The sequence below is a fragment of the Lelliottia sp. RWM.1 genome (assembly GCF_016859735.1).
GTDB lineage: Bacteria > Pseudomonadota > Gammaproteobacteria > Enterobacterales > Enterobacteriaceae > Enterobacter.
Genome location: NZ_WLVC01000010.1, coordinates 30205 through 46543, shown reverse-complemented (window position 1 = coordinate 46543; position 16339 = coordinate 30205). Strand labels below are relative to the sequence as shown.

The 16339-nt window shown below is 55.8% G+C and carries 15 protein-coding genes; 11 read left to right on the top strand and 4 right to left on the bottom strand.

Translation table 11 applies throughout. The features are described 5' to 3' along the window. Positions 1-247 precede the first annotated feature (247 nt). From rhaB to rhaM, 9 genes are all read left to right on the top strand, one after another. Positions 248-1717 carry a rhamnulokinase gene (gene rhaB / locus GF617_RS10365; RefSeq protein ID WP_203451615.1) on the top strand — a complete coding sequence of 490 codons (1470 nt, stop codon included), beginning with the start codon at positions 248-250 and terminating at the stop codon, positions 1715-1717. Continuing rightward, a complete protein-coding gene (gene rhaA, locus GF617_RS10360; protein WP_203451614.1) occupies positions 1714-2973 on the top strand; it encodes an L-rhamnose isomerase in 1260 nt (419 codons plus the stop codon). Before rhaB ends, rhaA begins: the two co-directional genes overlap by 4 nt. Positions 2974-3091: 118 nt before the next feature. Then, complete coding sequence (gene rhaD / locus GF617_RS10355) at positions 3092-3922, top strand: rhamnulose-1-phosphate aldolase (protein ID WP_181621511.1); 831 nt, start codon at positions 3092-3094, stop codon at positions 3920-3922. 78 nt (positions 3923-4000) lie between these two features. Continuing rightward, positions 4001-4987, top strand: a complete 987-nt coding sequence (gene rhaS / locus GF617_RS10350; protein ID WP_181621513.1) for a rhamnose ABC transporter substrate-binding protein — start codon at positions 4001-4003, stop codon at positions 4985-4987. A 50-nt stretch (positions 4988-5037) separates the two neighbouring features. Beyond that, positions 5038-6540 carry a sugar ABC transporter ATP-binding protein gene (locus GF617_RS10345; RefSeq protein WP_181621515.1) on the top strand — a complete coding sequence of 501 codons (1503 nt, stop codon included), beginning with the start codon at positions 5038-5040 and terminating at the stop codon, positions 6538-6540. Next, positions 6540-7544, top strand: a complete 1005-nt coding sequence (locus tag GF617_RS10340; protein WP_203451613.1) for an ABC transporter permease — start codon at positions 6540-6542, stop codon at positions 7542-7544. The genes GF617_RS10345 and GF617_RS10340 overlap by 1 nt, the downstream gene beginning before the upstream one ends. Next, the gene (locus GF617_RS10335) at positions 7541-8545 is read left to right on the top strand and encodes an ABC transporter permease (RefSeq protein WP_181621518.1); all 1005 of its coding nucleotides are present in this window, start codon (positions 7541-7543) and stop codon (positions 8543-8545) included. The genes GF617_RS10340 and GF617_RS10335 overlap by 4 nt, the downstream gene beginning before the upstream one ends. Positions 8546-8655: 110 nt before the next feature. Next, positions 8656-9804, top strand: coding sequence for a lactaldehyde reductase (fucO, locus tag GF617_RS10330; protein WP_203451612.1), 1149 nt, complete (start codon positions 8656-8658; stop codon positions 9802-9804). Then, positions 9801-10115: an L-rhamnose mutarotase gene (gene rhaM, locus GF617_RS10325; protein WP_203451611.1), complete on the top strand. Its 315-nt coding sequence runs from the start codon at positions 9801-9803 to the stop codon at positions 10113-10115. The genes fucO and rhaM overlap by 4 nt, the downstream gene beginning before the upstream one ends. A gap of 38 nt (positions 10116-10153) precedes the next feature. On the opposite strand, the gene GF617_RS10320 is transcribed toward rhaM, so the two are convergent. The 4 genes from GF617_RS10320 to GF617_RS10305 all read right to left on the bottom strand — a co-directional run bounded on the left by GF617_RS10320 (position 10154) and on the right by GF617_RS10305 (position 15253). Beyond that, positions 10154-11419: an MFS transporter gene (locus GF617_RS10320; RefSeq protein WP_181621524.1), complete on the bottom strand. Its 1266-nt coding sequence runs from the start codon at positions 11417-11419 to the stop codon at positions 10154-10156. 44 nt (positions 11420-11463) lie between these two features. Then, positions 11464-13587: an alpha-galactosidase gene (locus GF617_RS10315; RefSeq protein WP_203451610.1), complete on the bottom strand. Its 2124-nt coding sequence runs from the start codon at positions 13585-13587 to the stop codon at positions 11464-11466. A 104-nt stretch (positions 13588-13691) separates the two neighbouring features. Then, positions 13692-14687, bottom strand: coding sequence for a LacI family DNA-binding transcriptional regulator (locus GF617_RS10310; RefSeq protein WP_203451609.1), 996 nt, complete (start codon positions 14685-14687; stop codon positions 13692-13694). 17 nt (positions 14688-14704) lie between these two features. Further along, positions 14705-15253, bottom strand: a complete 549-nt coding sequence (locus GF617_RS10305) for a helix-turn-helix domain-containing protein (protein WP_181621528.1) — start codon at positions 15251-15253, stop codon at positions 14705-14707. A 102-nt stretch (positions 15254-15355) separates the two neighbouring features. Between GF617_RS10305 and GF617_RS10300 the strand changes: the two genes are divergently transcribed. Together GF617_RS10300 and GF617_RS10295 are read left to right on the top strand one after the other, a co-directional pair. After that, on the top strand, positions 15356-16015 hold the full coding sequence (locus tag GF617_RS10300; protein ID WP_181621529.1) for an AzlC family ABC transporter permease: 660 nt from the start codon (positions 15356-15358) through the stop codon (positions 16013-16015). Continuing rightward, positions 16015-16338, top strand: a complete 324-nt coding sequence (locus GF617_RS10295; protein ID WP_181621530.1) for an AzlD domain-containing protein — start codon at positions 16015-16017, stop codon at positions 16336-16338. The genes GF617_RS10300 and GF617_RS10295 overlap by 1 nt, the downstream gene beginning before the upstream one ends. Position 16339 lies beyond the last annotated feature (1 nt).

Here is a 16339-nt window from a genome sequence, read left to right as displayed (position 1 = left end):
CTCACCTTAAATTTTCAGCAGTAAAGCGCGCAAAAGCTGTCCGTTTTTCAAGAAACGGATGGAAAGATCGGGAAATGCGGCAAGCGTCACACTGCCTGCAACGCCCGTCATTACTGGAAACTGTGAACTCCCTCACGTTCATCTTTGCTTTCTTGCCAGCCACGGATTTCCGCTGTCAGTAGCGAGAAGGTGGCTTTTTCTTCCCTTTCTTACACTCAACGCCAATGACTTAACGAAGGATCCGACCATGACTTTTCGCCATTGTGTGGCTGTCGATTTAGGCGCATCCAGCGGCCGTGTAATGCTGGCCACCTGGGACTGCAACCAGCGCACGCTTTCGCTTCGCGAAATTCACCGCTTTGTTAACTGCCTGCAAAAACAGGACGGTTTCGACACCTGGAACATCGACGGCCTGGAAGCTGACATTCGCACCGGGCTGAAGAAAGTCTGCGATGACGGTATCCGAATCGACAGCATAGGCATTGATACCTGGGGGGTGGATTATGTCCTGCTGGACGATCACGGTGAGTGTGTCGGCCTGCCTGTCTCCTACCGTGACAGCCGTACCGACGGTCTGATGGCACATGCCATGGCGCAGCTTGGTAAGGCGAATATTTACGGTCGAAGCGGCATCCAGTTTCTCCCCTTCAACACGCTGTATCAGCTGCGTGCGCTGATCGAACAGCAGCCAGAGCTGGCGGCTCAGGTTACACATGCTCTGCTGATCCCGGATTATTTCAGCTACCGCCTGACGGGCAACATGAACTGGGAATACACCAACGCCACCACCACTCAACTGGTGAACATTAACTCGGATAACTGGGATGAGAGCCTGCTGAACTGGACGGGGGCATCGCCAGCCTGGTTCGGTACGCCAACGCACCCCGGTAATGTGATCGGTCAGTGGATTTGCCCGCAGGGTAATGCGATTCCTGTGGTCGCCGTCGCCAGCCACGACACCGCCAGCGCGGTGATTGCCGCGCCGCTGGCCAACAAAGATGCCGCCTATCTCTCATCCGGAACCTGGTCACTGATGGGCTTTGAGAGTAAAACCCCGTACACCAGCGATGCTGCAATGGCCGCCAATATCACCAACGAAGGTGGAGCGGAAGGCCGCTACCGGGTACTGAAAAATATCATGGGTTTGTGGCTGCTCCAGCGGGTGCTTAAAGAGCAAAACATAACCGACCTGCCACAACTCATCGCCGACACCGAACAAATGACGGCGTGCACGTTCCTGATTAACCCGAACGACGATCGCTTTATTAATCCGGCGCACATGAGTGCCGAGATCCAGGCCGCCTGCTTCGATGCAGGACAGCCCGTTCCCTCCAGCCCTGCTGAACTGGCACGCTGCATTTTCGACAGTCTCGCTCTGCTGTATGCCGACATCCTGGCCGAGCTTGCCGCCCTTCGCGGTAAGCCATTCAGCCAGCTACACATTGTCGGTGGTGGCGGCCAGAACCTGTTACTGAACCAGCTTTGCGCCGATGCCTGCGGTATTGCCGTCGTCGCCGGCCCCGTAGAAGCCTCAACGCTCGGCAATATCGGCATTCAACTGATGACGCTGGATGAGCTTTCTAACGTTGACGATTTCCGCTCGGTGGTCACAGCAAATCACCGTCTGACCACCTTCACCCCTAATCCCTGCCATGAAATTGCCCGCTACCGGGCGCAGTTTCAGCAAAAACGACTGACTAAGGAGCTTTGCGCATGACCACTCAACTTGAACAAGCCTGGGACCTGGCTAAACAACGTTTCGCCGCCGTCGGCGTGGATGTCGACGAGGCGCTGCGCCAACTCGACCGTCTGCCCGTATCCATGCACTGCTGGCAGGGTGATGACGTCGCCGGTTTCGAGAACCCAGGCGGTTCGCTAACGGGTGGCATTCAGGCGACCGGTAACTATCCAGGCAAGGCGCGGAACGCCGCCGAACTGCGTGCCGATCTGGAGCTGGCATTGAGCCTGATCCCAGGTCCAAAACGTCTCAACCTGCATGCCATCTATCTGGAGTCTGACGAACCCGTCGCACGAAATGAGATCAAACCAGAACACTTTAAGAACTGGGTGGAATGGGCTAAAGCCAACAAGCTGGGACTCGATTTTAACCCGTCCTGCTTCTCGCACCCACTGAGCGCCGACGGGTTTACCCTCGCTCATGCTAACGATGAAATCCGCCAGTTCTGGATAGACCACGTCAAAGCCAGCCGCCGCGTCTCTGCGTACTTCGGCGAACAACTCGGCACACCGTCGGTAATGAATATCTGGATCCCGGACGGCATGAAAGATATCACCGTTGACCGCCTGGCCCCGCGCCAGCGCCTGCTGGCTGCACTGGATGAGGTCATCAGCGAGAAGCTGAACCCGGCACACCACATTGATGCCGTCGAGAGCAAGTTGTTCGGCATTGGCGCAGAAAGCTATACCGTCGGCTCTAACGAGTTCTACATGGGTTACGCCACCAGCCGCCAGACCGCACTGTGCCTGGATGCAGGCCACTTCCACCCAACAGAAGTGATCTCTGACAAAATCTCTGCGGCCATGCTGTACGTGCCCCGCCTGCTGCTGCACGTAAGCCGCCCGGTGCGCTGGGACAGCGATCATGTGGTCCTGCTGGATGACGAAACCCAGGCCATCGCCAGCGAAATCATCCGTCACGACCTGTTCGACCGGGTACACATTGGCCTTGATTTCTTTGACGCCTCCATCAACCGCATTGCAGCGTGGGTGATCGGTACACGCAACATGAAAAAAGCCCTGCTGCGCGCTCTGCTGGAGCCGACCGGAGCCCTGAAAAAACTGGAAGAAAACGGCGACTACACCGCACGTCTGGCCCTGCTGGAAGAACAAAAATCTCTGCCGTGGCAGGCAGTGTGGGAGATGTACTGCCAGCGCAACGACGCTCCGGCAGGCAGCCAATGGCTGGATAACGTCCGGGCGTACGAGAAAGACGTGTTGAGTCAGCGCGGGTAACACAACCCTCGCTCCGCCCTCTCCGTAAAAGGTGAGGGCGCGCAAACCATCCCCTCGCCCCTTCAGGGAGAGGGTTAGGGTGAGGAAACTCTCACCGCGATAACTGGAAAAGAAAACTATGCAGACCATCACTAACGCCTGGTTCGTCCAGGGCATGATCAAAGCCACTACCGATGCCTGGTTAAAAGGCTGGGATGAGCGCAACGGCGGTAACCTGACGTTACGTCTTGACGACGCAGATATCGCACCGTTTGAAGCGGAGTTTCATCAGAAGCCGCGCTATATCGCGCTGAGCCAGGCCATGCCGCTGCTCGCGAACACCGCGTTTATCGTCACCGGCTCCGGTAAATTCTTCCGCAACGTCCAGCTCGACCCGCAGGCCAATCTTGGCGTGGTAAAAGTGGACAGCGACGGCGCGGGCTACCACATTCTTTGGGGGCTGACGGACGATGCTGTGCCGACATCAGAGCTTCCGGCGCACTTCCTTTCCCACTGCGAGCGTATTAAGGCAACCAACGGGAAAGATCGCGTGATCATGCACTGTCATGCCACCAACCTGATAGCACTGACCTATGTGCTGGAAAATACGACAGATTTCATCACCCGCAAACTGTGGGAAGGCAGCACCGAATGCCTGGTGGTGTTCCCGGACGGCGTGGGCATTCTGCCGTGGATGGTTCCGGGTACGGACGAAATCGGTCAGGCCACCGCCGTTGAGATGCAACAACACTCACTGGTGCTGTGGCCATTCCACGGCGTGTTCGGCAGCGGTCCGACGCTGGATGAAGCCTTTGGTCTGATCGATACCGCTGAGAAATCAGCAGAAGTGCTGGTGAAGGTCTATTCCATGGGCGGCATGAAACAGACCATCACGAAGGAAGAACTGATTGCACTGGGTAAACGTTTTGGCGTTACCCCAATGCAGTCCGCGTTAGATCTGTACAACTAAAAACATCGCGCCCCGCTCATTGAGACGGGGCGAAACACACCTGCAAACCCTACAAAACTAACTCGTGGAGTATAAGCAATGAAAATAAAAGCAAGCTTGATCCTCACCGTTGCCGCACTGGCGTTGTCCGGTTCCGCTTTAGCAGAAGTCAAAATCGCTCTGGTGGCGAAGTCCTTAGGAAATGGATTCTTCGAGGCAGCGAACGTTGGCGCACAGGAGGCAGCCAAAGAGTTAGGTGATGTAAAAGTGATTTACACCGGGCCGACCACCACAACCGCAGAGGCGCAGATCGAGGTGCTGAACGGGCTGATCGCCCAGGGCGTGGATGCGATCGCCATCTCGGCTAACGATCCGGATGCCTTAGTCCCCGTCCTGAAAAAAGCGATGCAGCGCGGCATTAAGGTGGTGTCATGGGATTCCGGCGTAGCGAAAGCCGGTCGTCAAATCCACCTGAATCCATCCAATAATGCCCTGATTGGCGAAACCAACATCAAGCTGGCGGCCGATGCGCTGAAAGCGCTGAATGTCGGGAAAGGCGACGTGGCGGTACTCAGCGCCACACCAACCTCCACCAACCAGAACACCTGGATTGCGGAGATGAAAAAAGTGCTGCCGCAATACCCGTCCGTCAATCTGGTCACGGTGGCATACGGCGATGATCTGTCCGATAAAAGCTACCGCGAAGCCGTTGGTCTGCTGAAAACCTACCCTGACCTGAAAGTGATCGTTTCGCCGTCTTCCGTCGGTATTGTGGCTGCCGCACAGGCCGTCAAAGATCAGGGCAAGATCGGCAAAGTGTACGTAACAGGGTTGGGTCTGCCGTCTGAGATGGCGGGCGCGGTGAAATCCGGGGCGAGCAAAAGTTTCGCCATCTGGAACCCGATTGAACTCGGTTATGCCGCCACTTACCTCGCCGATGACCTGGTGAAAGGCACAGCGACCAAAGGTGAAGCCAGCATGGGTAAGCTCGGCAAAGTGAAGCTGGATGCTGATGGCAACGGCGCGATGGCGGAACCGTTCGTCTACGATGCCAGCAATATTGATAAGTTCTCGAAAATCTTCTGATCCTTTCGCCCTCTCCTCATAGGGAGAGGGCGATACTACGGAGAACTATCATGACACCACTCCTTCAGCTCAACGGCATCACCAAGGTTTTCCCCGGCGTGCGTGCTCTTGAGAATGTCCAGCTTGAGTTATGGCCCGGTAAGGTCACCGCGCTTATTGGCGAAAACGGCGCGGGCAAATCCACGCTGGTCAAAGTGATGACCGGCATCTATCAACCTGAAGAGGGCGAGATCCTCTACAAAGCGATTCCAATTCACCTCCCGACGCCGGAATCGGCACATAAAGTCGGGATCACCGCCATCCATCAGGAAACGGTGTTATTTGATGAACTGTCGGTCACCGAAAATATCTTCGTCGGCCAGTATCTCTGTAAAGGCTTTTTCAACACGCTCGACTGGCCGGAAATGCACCGCCGGGCGCAGGATATTCTTTCCCGTCTTGATGTCCCAATTGACCCGCGCGCGACACTCAAAACCCTGAGCATCGCCCAGCGCCATATGGTGGCTATCGCCCGTGCACTGTCGTTTGAGGCGCAGGTCGTGATCCTCGACGAACCCACAGCCGCACTGTCACAACATGAAATTCTGGAGTTCTACCAAATCGTTGAGCGCTTAAAACAGGAAGGCAAAGCGATCCTGTTTATCTCCCACAAATTCGACGAGATTTTTGAGCTGGCCGATCACTACACCATTTTGCGTGACGGGGTATTCGTTGGCGCGGGCGCGATGAACGAGATCACCGAGGAGCGGATGGTGTCGATGATGGTCGGGCGCGCCATTACCCAGACCTTCCCCAAAGTGGAGTGTGAAAAAGGGCAGACGGTGCTGGAGGTGAAAAACCTTTGTCATCCGACGGAGTTTGCAGCTATCTCGTTCTCCCTGCGTAAAGGTGAAATTCTTGGCTTCTACGGGCTGGTCGGTGCAGGCCGCACCGAGCTAATGCAGGCGCTCTCCGGCGTCACACGCCCGTCTTCTGGCGAAATCGTGCTGAACGGTAAAGCACAACATTTTCGTCAGCCAGCCGATGCCATCCAGGCCGGTATTGTCTGCGTGCCAGAAGAACGACAGAAACAGGGCGCAATTATCGAGCTGTCCATTGCCCAGAACATCAGTCTGCCGCAGCTCAGCAAACTCAACCCAAATGGGATGCTGCATGACAATCGCGAGTGGCGACTGGCAGATGAGTACGCCAGACGTTTGCAGGTGAAGGCCTTCAGTTGGAAACAACCGGTCGAAACCCTCTCTGGCGGCAACCAGCAAAAGGTCGTGATCGGTAAATGGCTGGCTACGCATCCTGACGTGATCATCCTTGATGAGCCGACAAAAGGCATCGATATAGGCTCAAAAGCGGCCGTTCATCAATTTATGTCTGAACTGGTTGGTCAGGGGCTGGCGGTGATCATCGTCTCATCTGAACTGCCGGAAGTGATGGGGATGGCCGACCGAATCATCGTGATGCACGAGGGATTAATGGTGGCGGAATATCAGGCCGGTGAGGCCACCGCAGAAACCATCGTCAGTGCGGCCAGCGGCGCAAAACAGGAGGCAGCGTAATGCTCAGACAACTGCTGAAACACCGCGAAGCGCTGCTCGGGGCAGTCATTTTTCTGATGATGCTCGCCATCGGCAGCCGCGTGCCATCGTTTATTGCCCCTGGGAACCTGGTGGAGATGTTTAACGACACCTCTATTCTGATCATCCTCGCCCTCGGCCAAATGATGGTATTGCTGACCAAAGGCATCGATCTGTCCATGGCGGCAAACCTGGCGCTCACCGGGATGATTTTCGCCCTCATCAACTTCCACTACCCCAGCGTCCCGGTGTGGATGCTGCTGCTTCTTGCCACCGCCTTCGGCCTGCTGATGGGGATGATCAACGGGTTGCTGGTGTGGAAACTCGGTATTCCGGCCATTGTGGTAACGCTGGGAACCATGAGTATCTATCGCGGGATTATCTTTTTACTTTCCGGCGGTGGTTGGGTGAACTCTAATCAAATGGGCGCGGACTTCCTCGGGCTCCCGCGCACTGCAGTGCTGGGGCTACCGGTGCTGAGCTGGTGTGCTGTCGCCGCTCTGCTGGTGGTGAGCTATTTCCTGCGCTATAGCCGCACCGGGCGCGCGCTTTACACCGCAGGGGGTAATGCCACAGCGGCGTATTACACCGGGATCAACGCAGGAAAAATGCAGTTCGTCAGCTTCTGCCTGTCCGGGGCACTGGCGGGATCCTGCGGCTATTTGTGGATTTCCCGTTTTGCCGTCGCGTATGTCGATGTTGCTAACGGCTTTGAACTGCAGGTGGTCGCGGCGTGTGTTATTGGCGGGATCAGCACCATGGGCGGCACAGGGCGCGTGCTCGGCTGTCTTTTCGGCGCACTGTTTCTCGGGGTAATCAACAACGCGTTGCCGGTGATCGGCATCTCTCCTTTCTGGCAAATGGCGATTTCCGGCACGGTGATCGTGATTGCCGTCCTGCTCAATGAACGGGGCAATAAACGCAAAGGGCGGTTGATTCTGCGCGATGCGGCGCTGGCGCGTCAGAAACTGGCGGTGAAATCATGAGCAAAATGATGACCACTGAAGAGATCAAAAACGTCCCTGCTGCACCCGGGCTCCTCCAGCGGTTGCTGTGCTGGGAAGGCTTTCTGCTGGCGGTAACGTTGACGGTGTTTGCGGTTAATGCCATGGCATCGCCCTATTTCCTCAACATCTGGAATCTCTCCGATGCGACGTTCAACTTCACCGAAAAAGCGATCATCGTCCTGCCTATGGCCATGCTGATTATCGCCCGTGAAATTGATTTGTCGGTGGCCTCCACCATCGCGCTGAGCTCCACGGTAATGGGCTTTTGCGCTGCAGCAGGAGTGGATACCCCGCTGCTGATCTGTGTGGGATTAGGCGTCGGTCTGTTGTGCGGGGTGTTCAACGGCATTCTGGTGACGCGCTTTAACTTGTCTTCCATCGTTATCACCATCGGGACCATGAGCCTGTATCGCGGCATTACCTACATCCTGCTGGGCGATCAGGCGCTGAACCGCTACCCGGAGAGTTTTGCCTGGCCAGGGCAAGGCTATGTCTGGGGCGCGCTGTCCTTTGAGTTTGCTCTGTTCATCGTGCTGGCTTCCGTATTTGCCTTTATGTTGCACCGCACTAACTTTGGCCGTCGTACCTATGCCATCGGCAATAACCCGACCGGCGCGTGGTACTCGGGTATCAACGTCAAACGTCACAATTTGATTCTGTTTGCCCTGGTGGGGCTAATGTCCGGTCTGGCGTCGGTGCTGCTCACCTCACGCCTGGGCAGTACGCGTCCGACGATTGCAGTGGGATGGGAACTGGCGGTGGTGACGATGGCGGTTCTCGGCGGCGTCAATATTCTCGGCGGCTCCGGCAGTATGGTAGGGGTGATTATCGCCGCCTTCCTGATGGGGCTGGTGACCTTTGGCCTGAGCCTGCTTAACGTGCCCGGTATTGTGATGTCGGTGATCATCGGCACGATGCTGATCGTGGTGATTTCACTGCCGATTATTACCCGCCGGATTATGCAACGAAGACGAATGTAACCCCCTCATCTTCACCTTCTCCCCCAGGGGAGAGGGGACTGTTTGGTGCGGCCTTTCGGGTCGGGGTGAGGGGAACGGATTACCCAAAATCATCATTAAGGAGAATTATCATGAGCTTTATGTTGGCACTGCCAAAAATCAGCCTGCACGGCGCAGGTGCAATTGGCGATATGGTTAACCTGGTGGCGAATAAACAGTGGGGCAGAGCGCTGATTGTCACCGACGGACAACTGGTAAAAATGGGCCTGCTCGACAGCCTGTTTGCCGCGCTGGATGCGCATCAGATGTCATATCACCTGTTTGACGAGGTATTCCCTAACCCGACGGAAGCGCTGGTGCAGAAAGGATTTACAGCCTATCAGGACGCCGAATGTGACTACGTGATCGCCTTTGGCGGCGGGAGCCCAATCGATACCGCCAAAGCGATTAAAATCCTCACCGCCAACCCCGGCCCGTCAACCGCCTACTCCGGCGTCGGCAAAGTCAAATACGCAGGCGTGCCACTGGTGGCAATTAACACCACTGCAGGCACGGCGGCGGAAATGACCAGTAACGCGGTGATTATTGATAGTGAGCGTCAGGTCAAAGAGGTGATCATCGATTCGAACATCATCCCGGATATCGCCGTGGATGACGCCAGCGTGATGCTTGATATCCCGGCATCCGTCACCGCGGCAACGGGCATGGATGCGTTGACCCATGCGATTGAAGCCTATGTCTCTGTGGGTGCACATCCGCTGACCGATGCCAACGCACTGGAGGCCATTCGCCTGATCACGCTGTGGCTGCCAAAAGCGGTGGATGACGGGCACAATCTGGAGGCGCGTGAGCAAATGGCCTTCGGTCAGTATCTGGCGGGCATGGCCTTTAACAGCGCCGGTCTCGGTCTGGTTCATGCTCTGGCACACCAGCCAGGCGCGACGCACAACCTGCCACACGGCGTGTGTAACGCTATCCTGTTGCCAATCATCGAAAACTTTAACCGTCCGAACGCGGTGTCACGCTTTGCCCGCGTGGCACAGGCGATGGGCGTTGATACCCGTGGTATGAGCGACGAAGCAGCCAGCATGTCGGCGATTCAGGCGATTCGTGACCTGAGCGCCCGCGTCGGTATTCCGTCTGGCTTTAGCAAACTGGGTGTAACCAAAGCCGATATCGAAGGCTGGCTGGATAAAGCGCTCGCCGACCCATGCGCACCCTGCAACCCACGCACCGCCAGCCGTGATGAGGTGCGTGAGCTGTATCTGGAGGCATTATGATCCGCAAAGCCTTTGTAATGCAGGTGAACCCGGACGCGCATAAAGAGTACGAACGTCGCCACAGCCCTGTCTGGCCTGAACTGGAAGCGGTGCTGAAAGACCACGGAGCGCACCATTACGCCATTTATCTCGATAAAGAACGCAACCTGTTGTTTGCGACCGTTGAGATTGAATCGGAAGAGCGCTGGAACGCGGTGGCCAACACCGATGTCTGTCAGCGCTGGTGGAAACACATGCGTGAAGTGATGCCCTCGAACCCGGACAACAGCCCGGTAAGTGCCGAACTGAAACCGGTATTTTATCTGGCGTAATGCGTTAACGCTGCCGCGCTCGCGGCAGCGTCATTTTCTTAACGGGCCTCCACCGTGTTACGGCTGGCAGCAATCTCTTGTCTGCTACTCAAGGTAAACGCCGACACCACCGTAATCGCCAGTACAAAACAGCCCAGCATCAGGTAGGTATCCTGGAAACCGATCCGGTCATACATATTCCCGGCGAACGCGGAGAGGAAAATCGCCGCGGACTGTTTGGCAAACTGGAAACCAATCAGATAAATGGTCGCCGACAGACGGGTGTCGAATACGCCAGTGATGTACTTAAATGCCCCCACCAGCAGGAACGGGACTTCCAGGGCATGCAGCATTTTCAGGGCGATGACTTCCACAACGGTCGTGGCAAACGACGAACCAATAATACGCGTCGCCATAATCAGCCCGGCAATCAGCAACGTATTTTTCGCGCCGATGCGATTAATGATCCACGGCGAGCAGAACATGATGATGGCGTTGCAAATTTCCCCAGCGGTGGTCGCAAAACCAAAGGCACGAGTGCCTTCCTGCGGGGTGGCAAAGAACGATTTAAAGAAGGTGGCAAACTGCTGGTCGAAGACGTCATACACGCAAGCTACGCCAATCACATAGAGAATAAACATCCACATTCTGCGCTGACGGAACAGGTTAAAGACCGTTTTCGCGGTGATTTGCGGCTGGTTTGCCCCCAACGCATCCATAACTTGCGCAGTCTGGTTGGGTTTCGGTTTCGCCACCACCAGTAACAACATCAGTAGCAGTGCCGCGCCCGACCCCATCCAGAACACATACGACGGATCGATACCAAACAAAATGCCGCCGGTCGACGCACACAACCCCCAGCCCAGACAGCCGAACATGCGCGCCTTACCATATTCAAAAAAGCTGTTGCGGCTTACTCGTTCGATGTAAGCCTCTATCGCTCCCGATCCCGCCGAGAAGACAAAGCCGATATACAGCCCGCCGCTCAGTGCCCCCAGCCAGATACTGGTTTTCAGCAGCGGAGCGAAAACATAGAGGAAGAAAGGCGCAAACAAGAACAGCAAGACAGAGATGATCCACAGCAGGTGCTTTTTCAGCCCCAGCTTATCTGATATCACGCCCAGAACCGGCTGGAACGCGATAGCAGAGAGCGAGATGCAGGAGAAAACGATACCGGTATGGGTTTTATTCAGGCCGATGATATCCGACAGCCAGATAGGCAGGAACGGAAAGCAGGTAGCCATAATGAAGAAGTAGAGAAAGAAGAACAGCCCGAAGATCCAGAAATTAGGGTTGTCCTTGTGGGTACAGGTTGTTGTGTTCATTATTTTTATCCTCAACGGAGGGCCGGTTACCCGACCCATCACCCTTACACGCGTTCGACGCCAATCAGAATGGCGGTTTCCGGATCCAGAATCGGCAGCGCAATGCCCGCCTGCATCAACCACTCACCGCTTACCGTTTGCGGCGCTTCCATCCATGCCGGGAGTTTGCGCATGGTGTGTCCGCCCTCGCCCGTTATACGAATATTCGGGTGATCGAGCAGTGTGATGCGGTATTGCGCGCGGGCCTCCAGCCCTGGCATGCGCAGCGGCATCATCAGGGTGTAATCCGGCATCTGAAGCTGGCTGACAATAAACAGCCCCCGCGTTTTATCTTCACTCACAATCCCCTGCGCCAGCGTCGTGGTATCCGGCATGTCCACACGCCACTGCGTACCATGATGGATAACCTCGCGCCATTGCTTATGCAATGCGGCATAACGTCGGTAACCTTCCCGCTCCTGGGCGTCTACCGTAAGGGGATCCAGCTCCAGCCCCATATGGCCGAACAGCGCCGTCAGCCCCCGAAATTCTATGCTGTGCTGGCGGAAGGTCGCGTGGCATTTATGATGACCGATATGCGCCCCCATGACCTCCGGCGGGAAGAAGTAGCTCATCCCTCGCTGAATAGTGTTCCGCTCCAGTGCATCGTTGTTATCGGACGCCCAGAAGCGGTGGCTACGGGTCAGCACTTCATAATCAATTCGCCCGCCCCCTGAGGAGCAAGACTCAAATTCGATATGCGGGAAGCGTTCACCCAGCACGTCCAGCAGACGATAAAACTGACGAGTCTGTGCGTCGGCAGCCGCTTTACCATTATGCCCAGGCTGCACGAGTTCGCGGTTCATGTCCCACTTCACATAGTCGACCACGTGTTCTCCCAACAGCCAGCTCATACGTTCAACCAGATAATCAAAGGCTTCCGGAATATTCAGATTGAGCACCAGTTGATGACGTCCGGTTGCCTGCGTGTATCCCGGCAGAGCCAGCACCCAGTCAGGATGGGCTCGATACAGATCTGAGTCTGGGTTGATCATCTCCGGCTCAACCCAGATACCAAACTCCATTCCGAGGTTTTTGACGTGGTTAATCACGGGCGTCAGACCGTTCGGGTATTTTTTCTCATCCAGATACCAGTCGCCCAGCGCACGGTGGTCATCGTTACGCCCTTTGAACCAGCCATCGTCGATAATAAAACGCTCCACGCCCAGTGCCGCCGCCTCATCCGCCATGCGCATGATGTATTCCGGATCGTGGTTAAAGTAGATCCCTTCCCAGGTATTGAGATGCACCGGGCGGGGTTTGTTTTCCGGGAAGCGAATAATGTTGTCGCGCAGGTAGCGGTGGAACTGCTGGCTCATGCCGTTCAGACCGCGCGCGGAGTAGCTCGCAAAAAGGCGCGGTGTCCAGAGAGTCTCACCCTCTTCAACCGCCATTTCGCCAGGCAGATAGAGTGCTTCGGCTTGCAGATAGCGACGACCGTCGGTTTTCGCTTCAGCGCGTAAACGATGATTACCGCTCCAGCCAAGATGGACACCCCAGACATCACCCTGCATTTCGCAAAATGACGGCGTACCGGAAATCAGCGCCGGGAAGTGTTCATGAGAGGTTTTTCCGCGACGGTTTTCAATCACAACGCTGTCGTGATCAAGGTGAACCCGGTGCGGCTGAAATTCGCGGATCCAGCGTCCATGAAAGGCCATCACTTCCTGCGCACGCTCGGCAATCGGCAATGTGACAGCAAAGCGGTCCACCTGCCATGCCTGCGCTCTGAGGTTGGTCAAACCATGACGGACCACCAGCACTCCGCTGTCGTCAAGCACCAGTTCGCTGGTCAGGCGCAATCCCGCGTGCGTATCTTCCGCGGTAATCGTCAGGCTTTGCCCCTGTGGTTGTGCATGGGTCGTTTTGAATACCGGTGAACCGTCCAGCCCCTGCCGATGTCCTTCAATGCCCGGGGAGCCAAACAAACCGTGGCCCAGTTCCGCCATCAGCGTTACCGGTGAGTCAACATCCAGCCTGCCATTGGCAATGGGACGAGAAAGACTTTCTACATCCTGCGGCGAAAAGTGCTGAAGGTGAGGCCCCCAGTAGAGAATTTCGGCGAATGGGTGGGTCTTAATCACCACATCAACCGTCTTACTTTCGAGTCGTAAAATGGATTCGTGCATCAGACATCTCCTGTCATCGGGATGTCGTGAGTGTTGATCCGAAACGTTTCGGATACAAACCAAAACGTTTCGGATCTGTGATCGGGTTTAGAAATTTGGCGAAATTAGGCCGTCTGGCCTGGGGAAAACGCAGGCTGCCAGAGCACCTGAAGTTCGGAAACGTCATCGCCGTTAATTAACTGACGCACCATATCCGCGATCTGTTTCCCCACCCCCTGACGAGTAGACTGGACAACGGCGGCCACGTCGATATCAACAATGCTGTCCTGCGGCAAACCGTCATACACCACCAGAGAAACCGCATTATCCCCGATTAAACGCCCGCATTGCGCCAGCGCCATAGCGGCCCCGTCTCCGTGCGTATTGCAGTCGGTGATAATGGCGGTAGGAGGATCCTCAAGGGAGAGCAGTTCATGGGTTGTGGCATAGCCCACGCGGCGTGAAGGTGGCATAGCACGTAGCCATTCACTGGATAAACCCACTTCCCGCAATGCATCCAGGTAGCCCTGACGACGCTGGGTGATAAAGGCCTGATTATTACTTTCACCCAGTAGCGCAATCCGCTGATGGCCTTTCTCAATCAGCCAGCGAGTGGCCTGATAGGTCCCCGCGTAGTTGTCGAAATCAAACCACGCGTAGGGCTGTGATAACTGGCTACGGCCCAGCGCCAGGAAGGGAAAACCAGCAGCCTGAAGCTGTTCAAGACGCGGATCATGATCGAGCGTATGGGCCACAATCAGCGCATCGACACGACGGCTTTGTACCATGCGCATATAGCTGTGCTTGTCGGCCAGATCATCATCAGCAATCAACAGCAGGTCGATCTCATGTTGCGCAAGTTCGTGACTAATTTCGCCGACCATGTCCATAAATACGCTGTTATTGAGCGGAACAGGATGGACCGGAAACACCAGCCCCACGGCATCAATTTTGCCCATTTTAAGACGTCGGGCAAAGGTATTTGGCCGATAGCCACGCCGTTGGGCTTCTGCTTCCACGCGGGCACGCGTCTCGCGGGAAACATCATCATACCCGTTGAGGGCACGGCTGACCGTCGTCACGGACAACCCCAATTCTTTGGCAATGGCTTTAAGCGACATGATTTTCCGTTTCTTCGTTAATTTTGTTCGGCGACCAGAAGCGCATGGGTATCCGGTTCCAGCGCCTTAAAGATATGCGGCTGGTCTGCCGGATAGCAGATGTAATCCCCTGTGCTCAGCTCTTCAGGTGCATCAAGTAAACCGACCATGGCCCGTCCTTGCGTCACGATAATATGTTCAACCGAGCCCGGCAGATGTGGCTGAGAGATACGGTCTGCGCCTGGCTGAGTCAGCAACAGGTAAATATCGCGACGAGCTCCAGGGGGACACGCGGCCAGTAAAATTGCTTCGTAGTTAGCCTGCCCGGCAATCACCTTCGTCCCTTCTCCACGGCGGATCACCTGGGTTGTCGGCAGCTGCGGTTCCAGCAAACGCGCAAAAGGAATATCCAGCGCCACGCAAAGCGACCAGAGCGTCTCCAGGCTCGGGTTGCCGTTTCCTGACTCCAGTTGCGAGAGTGTGGATTTGGCGATCCCGGCACGACGGGCAATTTCCGCTAATGAAAGCCCGGTTCGCAGGCGTTCTCGCACCAGACTTTTGGCAATCACGCTGATTGGCTGCGGCATAAAACGCCCTCTTGTTCTGTAAATCGAACGAATCGTTCATCTTGTAAAACGACATTGATACGTTCATTATAATGGATACACGTTCGATATGGCTAAAATTGTATGAAGCATCACCTCTCCTGCCTTAAAGGCGACACCATAAAAGCAATCATTCTGGTTTGCCTCGCCGTTGGCGTTGTCGGCATGTCATACGGCTCGCTGGCGATGGCCTATGGTTTCCCGGTCTGGGTTCCCTTTGTGCTCTCTATTTCTGTGCTGGCGGGGGCGTCAGAATTTATGTTTATCGGCATTGTAGCCAGCGGGGGCAATCCCCTGGCCGCTGCTGCAGCCGGTTTACTGGTGAACGCTCGACACGTACCGTTCGGCGTAACAGTGCGCGAACTGGTAGGTAAACGGGGAATGAGCCTGCTGGGCTGTCACATCATGAACGACGAGAGTGTGGTATTTGGTCTGTCACAAAAAACCCCTGAGCAACGTAAAGCCGCCTACTGGCTGTGCGGCCTGGGCGTTGCCATTATCTGGCCACTCGGCGCACTTTTGGGGGCAATGGTAGGCAAGCTGTTACCCGCTCCCGAAACCATCGGACTGGATGCGGTATTCCCGGCGATTCTGCTGGCGTTAGTCGTTCCTGCCTTTAAAAATCGTACGACACTTATTCGTGCCTGTAGTGGAGCGGTTCTGTCGCTCGCGGCTGTGCCGTTTGCCCCAGTCGGCTTACCGGTGCTGCTCTCGTTACTCGGCCTTGCCGCGAGGAAAAAATAATGGAAAACATGACGGTCTTTATTCTTGGTATCGCCATCCTTTCAGCAGGAACCTATCTGATGCGTCTTGGTGGGGCAAAGCTCGGCAATCGGCTGGCGCTCTCCGAACGTTCCCAGGCACTGCTCTCTGATGCCGCGACGGTATTGCTCTTCTCAGTGGCGCTGGCGACAACGTTTTATGAAGGGGAGCATTTCGCCGGGATGGCTCGCGTGTTTGGCGTAGGGTTTGCGGTATTCCTGGCCTGGCGAAAAATGCCATTAATTGTGGTGATCGTGGCGGCAGCAGTCGTTACTGCGCTGCTGCGCCTCATGGGGCTAAGCTAAC